Source organism: Escherichia sp. WS1152 (genome assembly GCF_046487665.1).
GTDB lineage: Bacteria > Pseudomonadota > Gammaproteobacteria > Enterobacterales > Enterobacteriaceae > Escherichia > Escherichia coli.
Genome location: NZ_JBJQJA010000016.1, coordinates 61,372 through 79,535 on the forward strand (window position 1 = coordinate 61,372; position 18,164 = coordinate 79,535).

At 50.9% G+C, this 18,164-nt stretch carries 20 protein-coding genes; 12 read left to right on the top strand and 8 right to left on the bottom strand.

Annotated elements, in window-relative coordinates:
* The first annotated feature begins 94 nt into the window (after positions 1–94).
* From sodA to yiiM, 3 genes are all read left to right on the top strand, one after another.
* On the top strand, positions 95–715 hold the full coding sequence (gene sodA, locus ACJHW7_RS20015; protein ID WP_001297064.1) for a superoxide dismutase [Mn]: 621 nt from the start codon (positions 95–97) through the stop codon (positions 713–715).
* Between the two features lie 259 nt (positions 716–974).
* On the top strand, positions 975–1,958 hold the full coding sequence (gene kdgT, locus ACJHW7_RS20020) for a 2-keto-3-deoxygluconate transporter (RefSeq protein ID WP_001166063.1): 984 nt from the start codon (positions 975–977) through the stop codon (positions 1,956–1,958).
* A 148-nt stretch (positions 1,959–2,106) separates the two neighbouring features.
* Positions 2,107–2,781, top strand: coding sequence for a 6-hydroxyaminopurine reductase (yiiM, locus tag ACJHW7_RS20025; protein WP_001270260.1), 675 nt, complete (start codon positions 2,107–2,109; stop codon positions 2,779–2,781).
* Between the two features lie 105 nt (positions 2,782–2,886).
* Here yiiM and cpxA read toward each other — a convergent pair whose 3' ends face one another.
* Both cpxA and cpxR read right to left on the bottom strand, forming a co-directional pair.
* The gene (cpxA, locus tag ACJHW7_RS20030; RefSeq protein WP_000580417.1) at positions 2,887–4,260 is read right to left on the bottom strand and encodes an envelope stress sensor histidine kinase CpxA; all 1,374 of its coding nucleotides are present in this window, start codon (positions 4,258–4,260) and stop codon (positions 2,887–2,889) included.
* On the bottom strand, positions 4,257–4,955 hold the full coding sequence (cpxR, locus tag ACJHW7_RS20035; protein ID WP_001033722.1) for an envelope stress response regulator transcription factor CpxR: 699 nt from the start codon (positions 4,953–4,955) through the stop codon (positions 4,257–4,259). The genes cpxA and cpxR overlap by 4 nt, the downstream gene beginning before the upstream one ends.
* Before the next feature lie 149 nt (positions 4,956–5,104).
* Between cpxR and cpxP the strand changes: the two genes are divergently transcribed.
* From cpxP to cdh, 5 genes are all read left to right on the top strand, one after another.
* Positions 5,105–5,605, top strand: coding sequence for a cell-envelope stress modulator CpxP (gene cpxP / locus ACJHW7_RS20040; protein WP_001223800.1), 501 nt, complete (start codon positions 5,105–5,107; stop codon positions 5,603–5,605).
* 148 nt (positions 5,606–5,753) lie between these two features.
* A complete protein-coding gene (gene fieF, locus ACJHW7_RS20045) occupies positions 5,754–6,656 on the top strand; it encodes a CDF family cation-efflux transporter FieF (RefSeq protein WP_001076742.1) in 903 nt (300 codons plus the stop codon).
* 180 nt (positions 6,657–6,836) lie between these two features.
* On the top strand, positions 6,837–7,799 hold the full coding sequence (gene pfkA, locus ACJHW7_RS20050; RefSeq protein WP_000591795.1) for a 6-phosphofructokinase: 963 nt from the start codon (positions 6,837–6,839) through the stop codon (positions 7,797–7,799).
* A 319-nt stretch (positions 7,800–8,118) separates the two neighbouring features.
* Positions 8,119–9,108, top strand: a complete 990-nt coding sequence (gene sbp / locus ACJHW7_RS20055) for a sulfate/thiosulfate ABC transporter substrate-binding protein Sbp (protein ID WP_001045689.1) — start codon at positions 8,119–8,121, stop codon at positions 9,106–9,108.
* Positions 9,109–9,214: 106 nt separating this feature from the next.
* Positions 9,215–9,970, top strand: coding sequence for a CDP-diacylglycerol diphosphatase (cdh, locus tag ACJHW7_RS20060; protein ID WP_001379272.1), 756 nt, complete (start codon positions 9,215–9,217; stop codon positions 9,968–9,970).
* Between the two features lie 54 nt (positions 9,971–10,024).
* Here the strand turns inward: cdh and tpiA are convergent, their stop codons facing one another.
* Positions 10,025–10,792 (bottom strand): triose-phosphate isomerase, encoded by a 768-nt coding sequence (gene tpiA, locus ACJHW7_RS20065; RefSeq protein ID WP_001216325.1) that lies wholly within the window; start codon positions 10,790–10,792, stop codon positions 10,025–10,027.
* 107 nt (positions 10,793–10,899) lie between these two features.
* Positions 10,900–11,499, bottom strand: coding sequence for a YiiQ family protein (locus ACJHW7_RS20070; protein ID WP_000802226.1), 600 nt, complete (start codon positions 11,497–11,499; stop codon positions 10,900–10,902).
* Between the two features lie 100 nt (positions 11,500–11,599).
* Here ACJHW7_RS20070 and ACJHW7_RS20075 point away from each other — a divergent pair, with 100 nt between their 5' ends.
* The 3 genes from ACJHW7_RS20075 to uspD all read left to right on the top strand — a co-directional run bounded on the left by ACJHW7_RS20075 (position 11,600) and on the right by uspD (position 13,006).
* Entirely contained in the window at positions 11,600–12,040 is a 441-nt protein-coding gene (locus tag ACJHW7_RS20075) for a DUF805 domain-containing protein (protein WP_000155257.1), read from the top strand.
* A gap of 211 nt (positions 12,041–12,251) precedes the next feature.
* The gene (locus ACJHW7_RS20080; RefSeq protein WP_000655986.1) at positions 12,252–12,551 is read left to right on the top strand and encodes a DUF406 domain-containing protein; all 300 of its coding nucleotides are present in this window, start codon (positions 12,252–12,254) and stop codon (positions 12,549–12,551) included.
* Positions 12,552–12,577: 26 nt separating this feature from the next.
* On the top strand, positions 12,578–13,006 hold the full coding sequence (uspD, locus tag ACJHW7_RS20085) for a universal stress protein UspD (protein WP_000323555.1): 429 nt from the start codon (positions 12,578–12,580) through the stop codon (positions 13,004–13,006).
* A gap of 4 nt (positions 13,007–13,010) precedes the next feature.
* Here the strand turns inward: uspD and fpr are convergent, their stop codons facing one another.
* The 4 genes from fpr to glpF all read right to left on the bottom strand — a co-directional run bounded on the left by fpr (position 13,011) and on the right by glpF (position 17,470).
* A complete protein-coding gene (gene fpr, locus ACJHW7_RS20090) occupies positions 13,011–13,757 on the bottom strand; it encodes a ferredoxin--NADP(+) reductase (RefSeq protein ID WP_000796322.1) in 747 nt (248 codons plus the stop codon).
* A gap of 96 nt (positions 13,758–13,853) precedes the next feature.
* Positions 13,854–14,864 (bottom strand): class II fructose-bisphosphatase, encoded by a 1,011-nt coding sequence (glpX, locus tag ACJHW7_RS20095; RefSeq protein ID WP_001250644.1) that lies wholly within the window; start codon positions 14,862–14,864, stop codon positions 13,854–13,856.
* 229 nt (positions 14,865–15,093) lie between these two features.
* Positions 15,094–16,602, bottom strand: coding sequence for a glycerol kinase GlpK (gene glpK / locus ACJHW7_RS20100; protein WP_000136788.1), 1,509 nt, complete (start codon positions 16,600–16,602; stop codon positions 15,094–15,096).
* A gap of 22 nt (positions 16,603–16,624) precedes the next feature.
* A complete protein-coding gene (gene glpF, locus ACJHW7_RS20105; protein ID WP_000084268.1) occupies positions 16,625–17,470 on the bottom strand; it encodes a glycerol uptake facilitator protein GlpF in 846 nt (281 codons plus the stop codon).
* Between the two features lie 425 nt (positions 17,471–17,895).
* Here glpF and zapB point away from each other — a divergent pair, with 425 nt between their 5' ends.
* The gene (zapB, locus tag ACJHW7_RS20110; RefSeq protein ID WP_001296623.1) at positions 17,896–18,141 is read left to right on the top strand and encodes a septal ring assembly protein ZapB; all 246 of its coding nucleotides are present in this window, start codon (positions 17,896–17,898) and stop codon (positions 18,139–18,141) included.
* The last annotated feature ends 23 nt before the right edge of the window (positions 18,142–18,164 follow it).

An 18,164-nucleotide genomic window follows, 5' to 3' on the forward strand; every position in this document is an offset into this window, starting at 1 on the left:
TGATAATCATTTTCAATATCATTTAATTAACTATAATGAACCAACTGCTTACGCGGCATTAACAATCGGCCGCCCGACAATACTGGAGATGAATATGAGCTATACCCTGCCATCCCTGCCGTATGCTTACGATGCCCTGGAACCGCACTTCGATAAGCAGACCATGGAAATCCACCACACCAAACACCATCAGACCTACGTAAACAACGCCAACGCGGCGCTGGAAAGCCTGCCAGAATTTGCCAACCTGCCGGTTGAAGAGCTGATCACCAAACTGGACCAGCTGCCAGCAGACAAGAAAACCGTACTGCGCAACAACGCTGGCGGTCACGCTAACCACAGCCTGTTCTGGAAAGGTCTGAAAAAAGGCACCACCCTGCAGGGTGACCTGAAAGCGGCTATCGAACGTGACTTCGGCTCCGTTGATAACTTCAAAGCAGAATTTGAAAAAGCGGCAGCTTCCCGCTTTGGTTCCGGCTGGGCATGGCTGGTGCTGAAAGGCGATAAACTGGCGGTGGTTTCTACTGCTAACCAGGACTCCCCGCTGATGGGTGAAGCTATTTCTGGCGCTTCCGGCTTCCCGATTCTGGGCCTGGATGTGTGGGAACATGCTTACTACCTGAAATTCCAGAACCGCCGTCCGGACTACATCAAAGAGTTCTGGAACGTGGTGAACTGGGACGAAGCAGCGGCACGTTTCGCGGCGAAAAAATAATCATTTGCCGTCTGCTGCAATGAGGCGTTTACGCCGCATATCAGCTTAAAAAATGAACCATCGCCAATGGCGGTGGTTTTTTTGTGATCAATTTCAAAATAAAAACAATGATCCGATAAAAATAAAACAGCGTTTCAATTGATGTGGTTTTGATCACTTTTATTGATTAAATGAATGTCTATCTTCGTTTCCATCAACACTGATGCTCCATTGAGGAATTACGCATCAGCCCTTAAAAATATGCCGACAGGTGATGGAAATGCAGATAAAACGCTCGATTGAGAAAATCCCGGGGGGGATGATGCTCGTCCCGCTATTCCTTGGCGCACTGTGCCACACCTTCTCGCCGGGGGCGGGGAAATATTTTGGATCATTCACCAACGGGATGATTACCGGTACGGTGCCCATTCTGGCGGTGTGGTTTTTTTGCATGGGGGCGTCAATAAAATTAAGCGCGACGGGAACGGTACTGCGTAAATCCGGTACGCTGGTGGTAACTAAAATTGCCGTCGCGTGGGTGGTTGCGGCAATTGCCTCGCGCATTATTCCGGAACATGGTGTTGAAGTTGGATTCTTTGCCGGACTTTCAACGCTGGCGCTGGTGGCGGCGATGGATATGACCAACGGCGGACTTTACGCTTCCATCATGCAGCAGTACGGCACAAAAGAAGAAGCTGGGGCATTTGTGTTGATGTCGTTGGAGTCCGGGCCGCTCATGACGATGATTATTCTGGGCACTGCCGGGATTGCCTCGTTTGAACCGCATGTTTTCGTCGGCGCAGTATTACCGTTCCTGGTGGGCTTTGCCCTGGGGAACCTTGACCCTGAATTACGAGAATTTTTCAGCAAAGCGGTGCAGACGCTGATTCCATTCTTTGCCTTCGCACTGGGCAATACCATTGATTTGACTGTAATTGCCCAGACAGGTTTGCTGGGGATCCTGTTGGGTGTGGCAGTAATTATCGTGACCGGTATTCCGTTGATTATCGCCGATAAATTGATTGGCGGTGGCGATGGCACTGCCGGAATTGCCGCTTCCAGTTCCGCAGGGGCCGCGGTAGCGACACCTGTGCTGATTGCAGAAATGGTGCCTGCGTTTAAACCGATGGCTCCGGCAGCAACTTCGCTGGTAGCGACGGCAGTCATTGTGACTTCGATTCTGGTGCCAATTCTTACCTCTATCTGGTCACGTAAAGTCAAAGCCAGAGCGGCGAAAATCGAAATTTTAGGTACGGTGAAATAAACCTGCTTCCTTAATCCCCACCGCCGGATGAACTAACGTTCGTCCGGTTTGCTATTGAGTTCCTGCCTGGATACTTACCGCGAAAACAGCACGCCTGACATAAAATAAATATGGTCTAATGGGGAAATTTCTCGTGGAGAGGGAACAGATGCGATATCCGGTTGATGTATACACAGGCAAGATTCAGGCTTATCCCGAAGGCAAACCCAGCGCAATTGCCAAAATCCAGGTTGATGGTGAGTTGATGCTGACGGAGCTGGGGCTGGAAGGTGACGAGCAGGCGGAGAAAAAGGTTCACGGCGGGCCAGACAGAGCGCTGTGTCATTATCCTCGTGAGCACTATCTCTACTGGGCGCGGGAATTTCCGGAACAGGCGGAGTTGTTTGTTGCGCCTGCGTTTGGTGAAAATCTCTCAACCGACGGTCTGACGGAAAGTAATGTTTATATGGGCGATATTTTCCGCTGGGGAGAGGCATTAATTCAGGTCAGCCAGCCGCGCTCGCCTTGCTATAAACTCAATTACCATTTTGATATCAGCGATATAGCGCAGTTGATGCAAAACACGGGTAAAGTGGGATGGTTGTATAGCGTGATAGCGCCAGGGAAAGTGTCTGCGGACGCACCGCTGGAGTTGGTTTCCCGTGTCAGCGATGTGACCGTGCAGGAGGCTGCCGCCATCGCATGGCATATGCCGTTTGATGACGATCAGTATCACCGTTTACTCTCCGCCGCCGGGTTATCGAAAAGCTGGACGCGGACGATGCAAAAGCGCCGACTGAGCGGCAAGATCGAAGATTTTTCCCGCCGGTTGTGGGGAAAATAACCCTCGGAGTGTAGGCCTGATAAGACGCTATCAGCGTCGCATCAGGCATCCTGCTCAAATGCCGGATGCGGCGTAAACGCCTTATCCTGCCTACAAATGCGGAGTTTAACTCCGCTTATACAGCGGCAACCAAATCACCAGCCGTAAACCGCCCAGCGGGCTGTCTTCTGCTTTCACCCAGCCACGATGCTGCTGAATGGCGGTTTCAACAATCGCCAGCCCCAAACCTGTACCGCCAGATTCACGATCGCGTGCTTCATCGGTCCGATAGAACGGACGGAAAATCTGTTCGCGATCTTCCGGGCTAACGCCAGGACCATCGTCGTCCACCGTAATGGTGATACCGTCTTTATCTACCGCAAAGCCCACTTCAATCTTCGTATGGGAATAACGCAGAGCATTACGAACAATGTTTTCCAGCGCACTTTCCAGGGCGTTCGGATTGCCGTACAGCGGCCACGGCCCAGGCGGGAAGTTAACTGTCAACGACTTGCCCATTTGCTCGGCTTCGAACGCCGCGTTATCCAGCACTTCACTCCACAACTGATTGGCTTTGATGGTCTCGCTAACCAGCGCGTTTTTTTGCTGATTACGTGACATCACCAACAGGTCGTTAATCATGCTGTCCAGACGTTGCGCTTCGGTTTCAATACGCTCCAGTTCCTTGCTCTCACCACTACGACGGCGCAGTAACGCCGTACCCAGTTGCAGACGCGTCAGCGGGGTGCGCAGCTCGTGAGAGATATCAGAAAGCAGACGCTGCTGAGAGGTCATCATGCGCTCCAGCGCGGTGACCATCTGGTTAAAACTGGCACCTGCGGCAAGGAATTCCTGTGGCCCCGCTTCCAGTTCCGGGTGCTGGCGTAAGTTTCCCTGGGCAACTTCATCGGCAGCGTTTTTCAGCTTACGCGCCGGTTTTGCCAGACTCCAGGCCAACCACAACAGCAGCGGCGTACTGACCAACATGGTGACAATCAGCAGTAATAACGGGCGGTCAAACAGTAAGTTAATGAAATCGGATTGAGAACTGCTGGCCGGACGAATCAGATAAAGTTGGTAATTATCTTCGCCATCACGTACGGAGAACGGACCGACCAGTTCCACGCGGCCATACTTTTTCTTCTGCGGATGATCGGCGTTATCGGCCTGACCAATAAAGTTACGAATGATCTGCATTTCGCTGCGTTCAGCGCCGATCACGCGGCCTTCGGTGGTCACCAATAACAAACGCTGTCCTGGCGGTGCCCACTTATCAATCGCCCGGAACAGACGCCGCCACCACATTAAATCGTTGGGCGGATCGTTCGCCAGCTCCGCTTCGACATGCTGCTCAATCATCAGCCCCTGACGCTGTTCGCTATCCAGAAGCTCGGTCATCTGGCGTGAATCGAGCTTGGGTAACATCAAAACCAACATCAACACCAGCGCCAGCGTCAGCCAGAAGATGGCGAAGATGCGCGCGGTTAAGCTGCCTATCATGAAGCAGAAACCATCAGATAGCCGCGACCACGCAAGGTTTTAAACCACGGGTGACCATCTTTACGATCCGGCAGTTTACGACGCAGGTTGGAAATGTGCATATCGATAGCGCGGTCGAAAGGCGTCAGGCGTTTGCCCAGCACTTCCTGGCTTAAATGTTCACGGGAAACCACCTGACCCAGATGCTGTGCCAGCAAATAGAGCAGGGTAAACTCAGTGCCGGTTAACTCCAGCGTTTGTCCGTCGAAGCTGGCTTCCTGACGGCCTGGATTCAGCACTAAGGCATCAACTTCCAGTGTCGGTGAACCGTTGTCGTTGTTTTGCTGTTGCTCGCTCCAGTGCGAACGGCGCAGGATCGCGCGAATACGTGCCACCAGCTCACGATCATTAAACGGTTTCGGGAGATAGTCATCTGCGCCCAGCTCAAGGCCGAGAACGCGATCAAGTTCACTGCCGCGCGCCGTCAACATAATGACAGGCGTCTGGTGTGTCTGGCGAAGTGCTTTTAATGTGTCGATACCATTTTTCTTCGGCATCATTACGTCAAGCAAAAGTAAATCAATGCTGTCGTCCAGAAGATCAAGCGCCTGTTCCCCATCGTGGGCAACAATCACGTTGAAGCCTTCCATCTCGAGCAGCTCCTTTAATAGGGAAGTCAGCTCTCGGTCATCATCAACTAACAGGATTTTATTCATTGTTTAAATACCTCCGAGGCAGAAATTACGTCATCAGACGTCGCTAATCCATGACTTTACGTTGTTTTACACCCCCTGACGCATGTTTGCAGCCTGAATCGTAAACTCTCTATCGTTGAATCGCGACAGAAAGATTTTGGGAGCAAATGATGCGCATAGTTACCGCTGCCGTCATGGCCTCAACGCTGGCAGTCAGTTCATTAAGCCACGCTGCTGAAGTCGGTTCAGGCGATAACTGGCATCCGGGTGAAGAACTTACGCAGCGCAGTACGCAGAGCCATATGTTCGACGGCATAAGTTTAACCGAACATCAGCGTCAGCAGATGCGAGATCTTATGCAACAGGCCCGGCACGAACAGCCTCCTGTTAATGTTAGCGAACTGGAGACAATGCATCGCCTTGTCACCGCAGAAAATTTTGATGAAAACGCTGTGCGCGCACAGGCAGAAAAAATGGCGAATGAGCAAATTGCTCGTCAGGTTGAGATGGCAAAAGTCCGCAACCAAATGTATCGCCTGTTAACGCCGGAGCAGCAAGCGGTTTTAAACGAGAAACATCAACAACGAATGGAGCAGTTGCGTGACGTGACGCAATGGCAAAAAAGTTCATCGTTGAAGCTATTGAGTAGTAGCAACTCACGTTCCCAGTAGTAAACCCTGTTTTCCTTGCCATAGACACCATCCCTGTCTTCCCCCACATGATGTGGGGGTTTTTTTTATCCTCAATTTGCCTGCTGCTTAATGCATTGCAGATGATTTGCTTCCGTTATACTAGCGTCAGTTGATAGCGGGAGTATTTATGAATCAATCTTATGGACGGCTGGTCAGTCGGGCGGCGATTGCTGCGACGGCGATGGCTTCGTTGCTATTGCTGATTAAAATTTTTGCATGGTGGTATACCGGGTCGGTGAGTATTCTCGCCGCGCTGGTGGATTCGCTGGTGGATATCGGCGCGTCGTTGACGAATTTACTGGTGGTGCGATATTCCCTGCAACCTGCCGACGATAATCACTCGTTTGGTCACGGTAAAGCAGAGTCCCTCGCGGCGCTGGCGCAAAGTATGTTTATCTCCGGTTCGGCACTATTCCTGTTTTTGACGGGTATTCAACATCTGATATCTCCAACACCGATGACAGATCCAGGCGTCGGGGTTATCGTGACAATTGTGGCGCTAATTTGTACGATTATCCTTGTCTCGTTTCAGCGTTGGGTGGTGCGCCGGACGCAAAGCCAGGCGGTGCGGGCTGATATGCTACATTACCAGTCTGATGTTATGATGAACGGCGCAATTCTGCTGGCGCTGGGGTTGTCCTGGTACGGCTGGCATCGCGCCGATGCTCTGTTTGCATTGGGAATCGGCATCTATATTTTATATAGCGCGTTACGCATGGGATATGAGGCGGTACAGTCATTACTGGATCGCGCATTGCCTGATGAGGAACGGCAAGAAATTATTGATATCGTGACTTCCTGGCCGGGTGTTAGCGGCGCTCACGATCTTCGCACGCGGCAGTCAGGGCCGACCCGCTTTATTCAGATTCATTTGGAAATGGAAGACTCTCTGCCTTTGGTTCAGGCACATATGGTGGCGGATCAGGTAGAGCAGGCTATTTTACGGCGTTTTCCGGGATCGGATGTAATTATCCATCAGGACCCCTGTTCCGTCGTACCCAGGGAGGGTAAACGGTCTATGCTTTCATAATCAGTATAAAAGAGAGCCAGACCCGCATTTTGTGTATAAAATACCGCCATTTGGCCTGACCTGAATCAATTCAGCAGGAAGTGATTGTTATACTATTTGCACATTCGTTGGATCACTTCGATGTGCAAGAAGACTTCCGGCAACAGATTTTATTTTGCATTCCAAAGTTCAGAGGTAGTCATGATTAAGAAAATCGGTGTGTTGACAAGCGGCGGTGATGCGCCAGGCATGAACGCCGCAATTCGCGGGGTTGTTCGTTCTGCGCTGACAGAAGGTCTGGAAGTAATGGGCATTTATGACGGCTATCTGGGTCTGTATGAAGACCGTATGGTACAGCTAGACCGTTACAGCGTTTCTGACATGATCAACCGTGGCGGTACGTTCCTCGGTTCTGCGCGCTTCCCGGAATTCCGCGACGAGAACATCCGCGCCGTGGCTATCGAAAACCTGAAAAAACGTGGTATCGACGCGCTGGTGGTTATCGGCGGTGACGGTTCCTACATGGGTGCAATGCGTCTGACCGAAATGGGCTTCCCGTGCATCGGTCTGCCGGGCACTATCGACAACGACATCAAAGGCACTGACTACACTATCGGTTTCTTCACTGCGCTGAGCACCGTTGTAGAAGCGATCGACCGTCTGCGTGACACCTCTTCTTCTCACCAGCGTATTTCCGTGGTGGAAGTGATGGGTCGTTATTGTGGCGATCTGACCCTGGCTGCGGCCATTGCCGGTGGCTGTGAATTCGTTGTAGTTCCGGAAGTTGAATTCAGCCGTGAAGACCTGGTAAACGAAATCAAAGCGGGTATCGCGAAAGGTAAAAAACACGCGATCGTGGCGATTACCGAACATATGTGTGATGTTGACGAACTGGCGCATTTCATCGAGAAAGAAACCGGTCGTGAAACCCGCGCAACTGTGCTGGGCCACATCCAGCGCGGTGGTTCTCCGGTGCCTTACGACCGTATTCTGGCTTCCCGTATGGGCGCTTACGCTATCGATCTGCTGCTGGCAGGTTACGGCGGTCGTTGTGTAGGTATCCAGAACGAACAGCTGGTTCACCACGATATCATCGACGCTATCGAAAACATGAAGCGTCCGTTCAAAGGTGACTGGCTGGACTGCGCGAAAAAACTGTATTAATGATTTCGGAAAAAGGCAGATTCCTTTAGCCTGAAACCGATGACAGAAGCAAAAATGCCTGATGCGCTTCGCTTATCAGGCCTACATGAATTCTGCAATTTATTGAATTTGCAAACTTTTGTAGGCCGGATAAGGCGTTCGCGCCGCATATGGCATGGACAAAGCGCACTTTGTCAGCAATATGAGGCGGATTTCTTCCGCCTTTTTAATCCCCCAACATATACCCGCAAGTTATAGCCAATCTTTTTTTATTCTTTAATGTTTGGTTAACCTTCTGGCACGCTTTGCTCATCACAACACAACATAAGAGAGTCGGGCGATGAACAAGTGGGGCGTAGGGTTAACATTTTTGCTGGCGGCAACCAGCGTTATGGCAAAGGATATTCAGCTTCTTAACGTTTCATATGATCCAACGCGCGAATTGTACGAACAGTACAACAAGGCATTCAGCGCCCACTGGAAACAGCAAACTGGCGATAACGTGGTGATTCGTCAGTCACACGGTGGTTCAGGCAAACAAGCGACGTCGGTAATCAATGGTATTGAAGCTGATGTTGTCACTCTGGCTCTGGCCTATGACGTGGACGCAATTGCGGAACGCGGGCGGATTGATAAAGAGTGGATCAAACGTCTGCCGGATAACTCCGCACCGTACACTTCCACCATTGTTTTCCTGGTGCGTAAGGGCAATCCGAAGCAGATCCATGACTGGAACGATCTGATTAAACCGGGTGTTTCGGTGATCACGCCTAATCCGAAAAGCTCTGGTGGCGCACGCTGGAACTACCTGGCTGCCTGGGGCTACGCGCTGCATCACAACAACAACGATCAGGCAAAAGCACAGGATTTTGTTCGGGCACTGTATAAAAACGTCGAAGTTCTGGATTCTGGCGCGCGCGGCTCCACTAACACCTTTGTCGAGCGCGGGATTGGCGATGTACTGATCGCTTGGGAAAACGAAGCTCTGCTGGCAGCGAATGAACTGGGGAAAGATAAATTCGAAATCGTCACGCCGAGTGAGTCTATCCTCGCAGAGCCAACCGTGTCGGTGGTCGATAAAGTGGTCGAGAAAAAAGGCACCAAAGAGGTGGCGGAAGCCTACCTGAAATATCTCTACTCGCCAGAAGGTCAGGAAATTGCCGCGAAAAACTACTACCGTCCGCGCGACGCTGAGGTAGCGAAAAAGTACGAAAATGCGTTTCCAAAGCTGAAGTTATTCACCATTGATGAAGAGTTCGGCGGCTGGACGAAAGCGCAAAAAGAGCATTTTGCTAACGGCGGTACGTTCGATCAGATCAGCAAACGCTGATTTCCCCAGGATAATTATCAAACCCGGTGGTTTCTCGCGACCGGGTTTTTTATTTGTCACGATTTTGCGTTACCCTTGCATCTCTTTGAGGTACAGGGAAAAAAAGATGAAAAAAGCGGGTCTTCTTTTTTTGGTGATGATAGTTATCGCCGTTGTGGCTGCCGGTATTGGTTACTGGAAATTAACCGGTGAAGAGTCGGATACATTACGTAAGATTGTCCTTGAGGAATGTTTGCCCAATCAGCAGCAAAATCAAAATCCTTCGCCATGTGCGGAAGTCAAACCCAATGCCGGATACGTGGTTTTAAAAGATCTTAATGGCTCACTGCAATATCTGTTGATGCCAACGTATCGTATTAACGGTACTGAAAGTCCTTTGTTGACCGATCCTTCAACGCCGAACTTCTTTTGGTTGGCCTGGCAGGCGCGTGATTTTATGAGCAAAAAATACGGCCAGCCGGTTCCCGATCGCGCGGTTTCTTTGGCGATCAACTCCCGCACCGGACGTACGCAAAACCATTTTCATATTCATATCTCTTGTATTCGTCCTGATGTGCGCGAACAGCTGGATAACAATCTGGCGAACATCAGCAGCCGCTGGTTGCCACTGCCAGGTGGTTTGCGCGGGCATGAATACCTGGCGCGTCGGGTAACGGAAAGCGAACTGGTACAACGCAGCCCATTTATGATGCTGGCAGAAGAAGTACCTGAGGCGCGGGAACATATGGGAAGCTACGGGCTGGCGATGGTACGGCAGAGTGATAATTCGTTTGTGTTGCTGGCGACACAACGAAATCTACTGACGCTGAACCGTGCTTCAGCCGAGGAAATCCAGGATCATCAGTGTGAGATTTTGCGTTAAGGCGAGGAGTTAAGGAAAGTAAGTGCCGGATATGAAATCCGGCACCTGTCAGACTTAAGCCTGTTTAGCCGCTTCTGCAGCTTTAACGATTACTGCGAAAGCGTCAGCTTTCAGAGACGCACCGCCAACCAGCGCGCCGTCGATGTCTGGCTGAGCAAACAGTTCTGCAGCGTTAGACGCGTTTACAGAGCCGCCGTACTGAATGATCACTTGTTCAGCGATGTTAGCGTCAACTTTAGCGATGTGGTCACGGATGAATTTGTGAACAGCCTGTGCCTGAGCCGGAGTTGCAGATTTGCCAGTACCGATTGCCCATACAGGTTCGTAAGCGATAACCGCACCTTCGAATGCCGCAGCACCCTGAGTTTTCAGTACCGCGTCGATCTGACGTGCGCAAACTTCTTCAGTTTTTCCCGCTTCGTTTTCAGCTTCGGTTTCACCGATGCACAGAACCGGAGTCAGACCCTGCTCTTTCAGCACCGCGAATTTTTTCGCAATCAGTTCGTCAGACTCTTTGTGGTAAGTACGACGTTCAGAGTGGCCGATGATGATGTACTGAGCGCCGATGTCTTTCAGCATAGCGGCAGAAGTTTCACCGGTGAATGCGCCGGACAGGTTCAGGTCCACGTTTTGCGCACCCAGCATGATGTGGCTGCCTTCAGCTTCGCGCTTCGCCATATCGATGTACATTTCCGGTGGTGCGATTGCAACCGCACAGCCAGCAACACCTGCCAGCTCTTTACGCAGGTTAGAAACCAGCTCGTGAACCATGTGGCGGCTGCCGTTCAGTTTCCAGTTACCCATCACTAAAGGATGTCGCATTTTAATTCTCCACGCTTATAAGCGAATAAAGGAAGATGGCCGCCCCGCAGGGCAGCAGGTCTGTGAAACAGTATAGAGATTCATCGGCACAAAGGCTTTGCTTTTTGTCATTTATTCAAACCTTCAAGCGATTCAGATAGCGCCAGCTTAATCGGTTCAACAGCGAAGGTCAGCCCCTTTTCGCCGTTGTCCGCGACAACATAACGCAGTGCACCTTCTGTCTCGGTGTAATAACGTTTGTTTTTCCCCGCCGTTAGTAGCGACTGCAGTTTTTTCTGGCTTTGTGTTTTGGTCATTAATGGGGTGAGTGTGCGGATCACTGCTGCCATGTATTCCTGAGCTTTCGCTTTCGCTGCTTTTTGCTCTGGCCCCTGGATGGGTAGCCAGGTCATTTGAATGCTTTTGATTTTTAAGGTACCGCGCTCCAGCGCTGTAGAAGCATACAAGTTCTCGTTAATTTTACTTGCAGCACGAGTGAGATTGGCTTTGTCGGGACTGCTGTCGATGGCACGAAATTCGTTCAGTGGCAGGCTAGGATTCTGGCTGTTAAAGTCTTCTCGAAACTGGCTGATGGAGAGATCGAAAGTAGGGGCTCCAGCCAGCAGATAAGGCGCGGTCGTTGCCGTATCTGGTGTTTGTGCATGCGCCGTTGTTGTAACGGTTAATGCAGAACATAAGAGAAAAAACAGCGTACACCCTGGCTTCATTGACAGTACCTTTTGTTATGACTGGCTCCGATTAAAACGATATCTGTCGCCCTTGTCAAAAGGGTAGAATCTTGGAAAAGACAACCATCAAGGAACTTACATGACCATACAGCAATGGTTATTCTCATTTAAAGGGCGTATTGGACGCCGTGATTTCTGGATTTGGATAGGCCTGTGGTTCGCAGGCATGCTGGTGCTTTTCTCACTGGCGGGTAAAAATTTACTCGATATTCAGACCGCGGCGTTTTGCCTTGTGTGCTTGCTTTGGCCAACAGCGGCAGTAACCGTTAAGCGCTTGCATGATCGCGGGCGTTCCGGCGCATGGGCATTTCTGATGATTGTGGCGTGGATGCTGCTGGCGGGTAACTGGGCGATTTTACCGGGTGTCTGGCAATGGGCGGTGGGGCGTTTTGTCCCGACGTTGATTCTGGTGATGATGCTTATCGATCTTGGTGCGTTTGTTGGCACACAAGGCGAAAATAAATATGGTAAAGATACTCAGGATGTGAAGTATAAAGCCGACAATAAATCAAGTAATTAACCTTTAATATATCTCTTACTGCTATTTTTTTCCGGGATTGTTATTTCCACGATGCAAATGACAATACCCGGAAAATCCTTCTGAACTCTTCACCTTAAGCAATATCAAAAAAAATGGTAATCCATAAGATCATTACTTGTTTGTTCTTCCCTTAACGGCGCATTATTCTTAAGTCGTAATCGACAGAGAGGCGAATATACAGAGGTGCCCTATGAAAGATGTCGTAGATAAATGCAGTACTAAAGGATGTGCAATTGATATCGGTACGGTGATTGATAACGACAACTGTACCAGTAAGTTTTCGCGCTTTTTTGCCACCCGCGAAGAAGCAGAGTCCTTTATGACCAAACTGAAAGAGCTTGCCGCCGCTGCATCCTCTGCAGATGAAGGGGCCAGCGTGGCCTATAAGATTAAGGATCTGGAGGGGCAAGTTGAGCTTGATGCGGCCTTCACCTTCTCATGCCAGGCCGAGATGATTATTTTTGAGTTATCACTGCGTTCGTTAGCTTGATGGAGTTGCTTTAGAAGGAGTTAAACATGGCTTATAAACACATTGGCGTGGCAATTTCCGGGAATGAAGAAGATGCCTTACTGGTGAATAAAGCCCTGGAGCTCGCCAGACATAATGACGCTCACCTGACGTTAATTCATATTGATGATGGCTTAAGCGAGTTGTACCCGGGTATCTACTTCCCTGCAACAGAAGATATTCTTCAATTGTTGAAGAATAAGTCGGATAACAAGCTGTATAAACTGACGAAAAATATTCAATGGCCGAAGACAAAACTGCGTATTGAACGCGGAGAAATGCCGGAAACACTGCTGGAAATTATGCAAAAAGAGCAGTGCGACCTCCTTGTCTGTGGTCATCACCACTCATTTATCAACCGTTTGATGCCGGCATATCGCGGGATGATCAATAAGTTGAGTGCGGATTTGCTCATCGTGCCGTTTATCGATAAGTAACCGCTTACCAGTAATGCTCCGCTGTCATGTGACCCGGTCGGCGACGTAAATGTTTCGTCATCTGCCGGGTCTCTTTCAGCAACTGTTGCGTATCGCGCACCATCTGTGGATTGCCGCACAGCATCACATGGCTGGTTTCTTTATTCATCGGCAGGCCAACCGCGCTTTCCAGTTCACCACTTTCAATTAACGCCGGTATCCGTCCGGTGAGCGAACCCGCTGCCGTTTCCCGACTGACCACCGTCTGAATGCGCAGTTTTCCTTCGTAGCGTTTTTCCAGTTCTTGCATCAGTGGCAAATAGCTTAAGTCGGCGGCATAACGTGCGGCGTGCACCAGGACCAGATTTTTGAAGCGATCTAAATCTTTGCCTAGTTGTAGAATCGATAAATAAGGGCCAATCGCTGTACCGGTTGCCAGCATCCATAGCGTTTCGCAATCTGGTACTTCATCCAGAACAAAGAAGCCAGCTGCTTCGCTAACCACCTGCACTTCATCGCCCGGTTTCAGTGCCGCCAATCGTGGGCTTAATTTGCCATCGGGGACGGTGACCAGGTAAAACTCCAGATCGGGATTATCGGGCGAGTTAACATAGGAGTAGGCGCGCTGGACGCGTTCGCCGTCGATTTCAAGGCCAAGCTTGGTAAATTGCCCGGCGGTAAACGGAAGCACGGGAGCGTGAACGGTGAGACTAAACAGGGCGTCGGTCCAGTTCTGCACTTTAGTGACTTTGCCTGTTACCCAATCAGCCATGTTTTTCTCCTGTTTTGATTGACTTGCCTTATCTTCGTTCTCCGAACAAAAAAATTCCAGTCCCGAAGGACTGGAAGGCTCAATCGATCAAATCAATCAGAGGATGTGCACCTGCATTTCCGGGTCTTTGCGATCCAGATAGTGGATAGACTGAATGCGGCGAATGGTGCGTGATTTGCCGCGGATCAGCAGCGTTTCGGTAGTCGCGATATTGCCTTTGCGGCTAATGCCTTCCAGCAGATCGCCTTTGGTAATACCGGTGGCAGAGAAGATGACGTTATCGCTGCGCGCCATATCGCCCAGACGCAATACTTTACCGGCTTCGATGCCCATCGCTTTGCAGCGTGCCAGCTCCTGCTCGCCAATGCGACGATTCTCTTCATTGTCGCCTTTGACGTCATGACGCGCCAGCAGACGACCGTTCATGTCGCCATCTAATGCGCGGATCACCGCCGCAGAAACCACGCCTTCCGGCGCGCCACCAATACCGTACAGCACGTCAACTTCGCTGTCTGGCATACAGGTGAGAATTGAGGCCGCAACGTCGCCATCCGGAATAGCAAATACGCGTACGCCGAGTTGCTGCATTTCTGCGATAACGGCATCGTGGCGCGGTTTTGCCAGAATCGTTACCGTTAGTTCGCTCAATGGTTTGCCGAGCGCCGCCGCAACATTGCGCAGGTTATCCGCCAGCGGCAGGTTCAGATCAATGGTGCCTTTGGCTCCCGGCCCGACAATCAGCTTCTCCATATACATATCCGGCGCATTGAGGAAGCAGCCTTTATCGCCTACTGCCAGCACCGCCAGCGCGTTAGCCTGGCCCATCGCCGTCATGCGCGTGCCTTCAATCGGATCAACAGCAATATCTACCGCGTCGCCGCGACCAGTACCGACTTTTTCACCAATGTAGAGCATCGGTGCTTCGTCGATTTCACCTTCACCAATGACGATGGTGCCGTCAATGTTGACCTGGTTGAGCATAATACGCATGGCGTTTACCGCCGCGCCGTCCGCGGTGTTTTTATCGCCGCGTCCTAACCATTTGTAGCCAGCCAGCGCCGCAGATTCGGTGACGCGGGAAAATTCGATGGCAAGTTCTCGTCTCATAGCAAACTCTAAGCAGTAAGGAATGGCGCGAAGTGTAGCACAGGGGAAGGGGGGGATTATTGATGTGTGCGGGGTTGCCCCCGCACGGTTTCAGAGTCTGCGTGATGCCGGATGCGGCGTGAACGCCTTATCCCGCCTACACAAAATGGCATTGGCTCGTAGGCCTGATAAGACGCGTAAGCGTCGCATCAGGCGATCAGCATCAGGCAATCGATTCAGGTGCCTGACATTACTCGTCGTGTTCTTCCCACGCCATCGCGCGTTTGACCGCTTTTTTCCAGCCTGCGTAACGGTAATTACGCTCAGTGGTTTCGATGCCTGGACGGAACTCGCGCTCAATCACCGCTTTCTCTTGCAGCTCGTCGAGATTTTGCCAGAAGCCAACAGCCAGACCAGCAAGATAGGCCGCACCCAACGCAGTCACTTCGCGCACTTCCGGGCGTTCAACGCGCGTGCCGAGAATATCGGACTGGAACTGCATCAGGAAATTGTTTGCCACGGCGCCGCCGTCCACGCGCAGGGCGTGCAGACGAATGCCTGAGTCGGCCTGCATCGCTTCCAGCACGTCACGCGTCTGATAAGCGATAGATTCCAGCGTCGCACGGATGATGTGGTTGGCGTTCACCCCACGAGTCAGACCGAAAATCGCCCCGCGCGCATACGGGTCCCAGTATGGCGCACCCAGCCCGGTAAATGCCGGAACCACATACACACCATTGGTGTTTTGCACTTTGGTGGCGAAATATTCGGAATCGTAGGCGTCGTTAATCAACTTCATCTCATCGCGCAGCCACTGAATGGATGCGCCTGCCATAAACACTGCACCTTCCAACGCATAGTTCACTTCGCCAGTCGGGCCGCAGGCGATGGTGGTCAGCAGGCCGTTTTCTGATTTCACCGCTTTCTCGCCAGTGTTCATCAGCATAAAGCAGCCAGTGCCATAGGTGTTCTTCGCCATCCCTTCTTTCACGCACAACTGACCAAACAGCGCGGCCTGCTGGTCACCGGCGATCCCGGAGATTGGAATACGCGTGCCGCCTTTGCCGCCAATGTTAGTCTGACCGTACACTTCGGAAGAACGACGCACTTCTGGCAGCATCTCGCGCGGAATATCCAGCACTTCCAGCATTTTGTCGTCCCAGTCCAGGGTATGGATGTTGAACAACATGGTACGAGAGGCGTTGGTATAATCGGTCACATGGACACGGCCCTGAGTCATTTTCCAGATAAGCCACGTATCAACCGTACCAAACAGCAATTCACCACGACGCGCACGCTCGCGAGAGCCTTCCACATGGTCGAGGATCCACTTCACTTTGGTGCCAGAAAAGTACGGGTCAATCACCAGACCGGTATTGCTGCGGATATAATCTTCTAAACCGTCACGTTTTAAATGCTCGCAGATTTCTGCGGTACGACGGCACTGCCAGACAATGGCGTTATAGATAGGCTTGCCGGTTTCTTTTTCCCAGACAATAGTGGTTTCACGCTGGTTCGTAATACCGATAGCTGCAATTTGATCGGAACTGATATCGGCTTTCGCCAGCACTTCTACCAGCGTGGAGCTTTGGGTGGCCCAGATTTCCATTGGGTCGTGTTCTACCCAGCCTGGTTTTGGGTAGATTTGCTCAAATTCGCGCTGCGACACGCTAATGATATTGGCATCGTGATCCATTACGACCGCGCGGGAGCTGGTGGTGCCCTGGTCGAGCGCAACGATATATTTTTTTTCAGTCATGTTTAATTGTCCCGTAGTCATATTACAGCGAAGCTTTTTGTTCTGAAGGAGTTGTGGTCTCCTTTTCTTCCACAACACAGATATCGCAAGGCAAATGGCGACCAATCAGTTTGCGGTAGGCAAATGCACCTACAATCGCGCCAACGATAGGGCCAAAAAGCGGCACCAGGAAGTAAGGAATGTCTCTGCCGCCGGTAAAGGCGACATTGCCCCAGCCCGCCAGCCAGGCAAAGACTTTCGGACCGAAGTCACGCGCTGGGTTCATGGCAAAACCCGTCAATGGGCCCATAGATGCGCCAATGACCGCAATCAGTAGACCAATCAGCAAGGGAGCCAAAGGGCCGCGTGGTACACCGTTGCCATCGTCCGTTAACGCCAGGATCAGCCCCATCAGAATAGCGGTAATCACCATCTCAACTGCGAAAGCCTGCACAAAATTGATATGAGGATTAGGGTAAGTAGAGAAAGTGCCTGCCAGATCAACACTTTCAACGCTGCCGCGAACAATGTGATGAGTCTGCTCGAAGTCGAAAAATAAATTGTAGTAAAGCCCGTAAACTAAAGCCGCAGCACAGAAAGCGCCGGCAACTTGTGAAACGATAAAAGGAATAACTTTGCGCTTGTCGAAACAGGCAAACAGCCACAATGCAATGGTAACAGCGGGGTTAAGATGCGCGCCGGAAACCCCTGCGGTCAGGTAGATGGCCATTGCCACCCCCAGTCCCCAAATGACACTGATTTCCCACTGACCAAAAGACGCACCAGCGACTTTTAGTGCTGCAACGCAACCCACACCGAAAAAAATCAACAACCCGGTACCGAGGAATTCAGCAATGCACTGGCCTTTCAAGGTTGATGTTTGACTCATAATCGGATCCTGAAGAGTTAATGTTTGTTGTATGCGTGAAAGTCACGGACCTCCACGATGCTTGTAGGCATGCTGTAAACTTATCGTTAACGAGCAAAAACGAGAAATATCGAACTTAAAATGTGTGTGCTTCGTCATAAAATGAGCGTTATCGCGCCATTTATTCCATCTGATTGTACATGATGCATGTTTGTTAGATCATTCGCGCAACAAATTTATTAACATTTTTGATTGGTGTGGATTATGTCACCAGGAGAAGGATGAAAAGTGTGGCAAACCGTAATCTGCAAGGCGTGCCGCTGGACAGCGATGGCGCGGCTTCATACAATCGGAGCTAACTAAAGTGCGCTCGTATTTATTAAGGCGTCACCGGTAATCGGGACGAGGATTTTTTATCCATCAACGCCTTGCAATTCAGGAGAGGTATGACAATGTCATTAGAAGTGTTTGAGAAACTGGAAGCAAAAGTACAGCAGGCGATTGATACCATCACTCTGTTGCAGATGGAAATCGAAGAGCTGAAAGAAAAAAACAACTCACTGTCGCAGGAAGTTCAAAATGCCCAGCATCAGCGCGAAGAGCTGGAGCGTGAGAACAACCATCTGAAAGAACAGCAGAACGGCTGGCAGGAACGTCTGCAGGCCCTGCTGGGTCGCATGGAAGAGGTTTAATCTCTTCCACGCAGAGGCGCCGC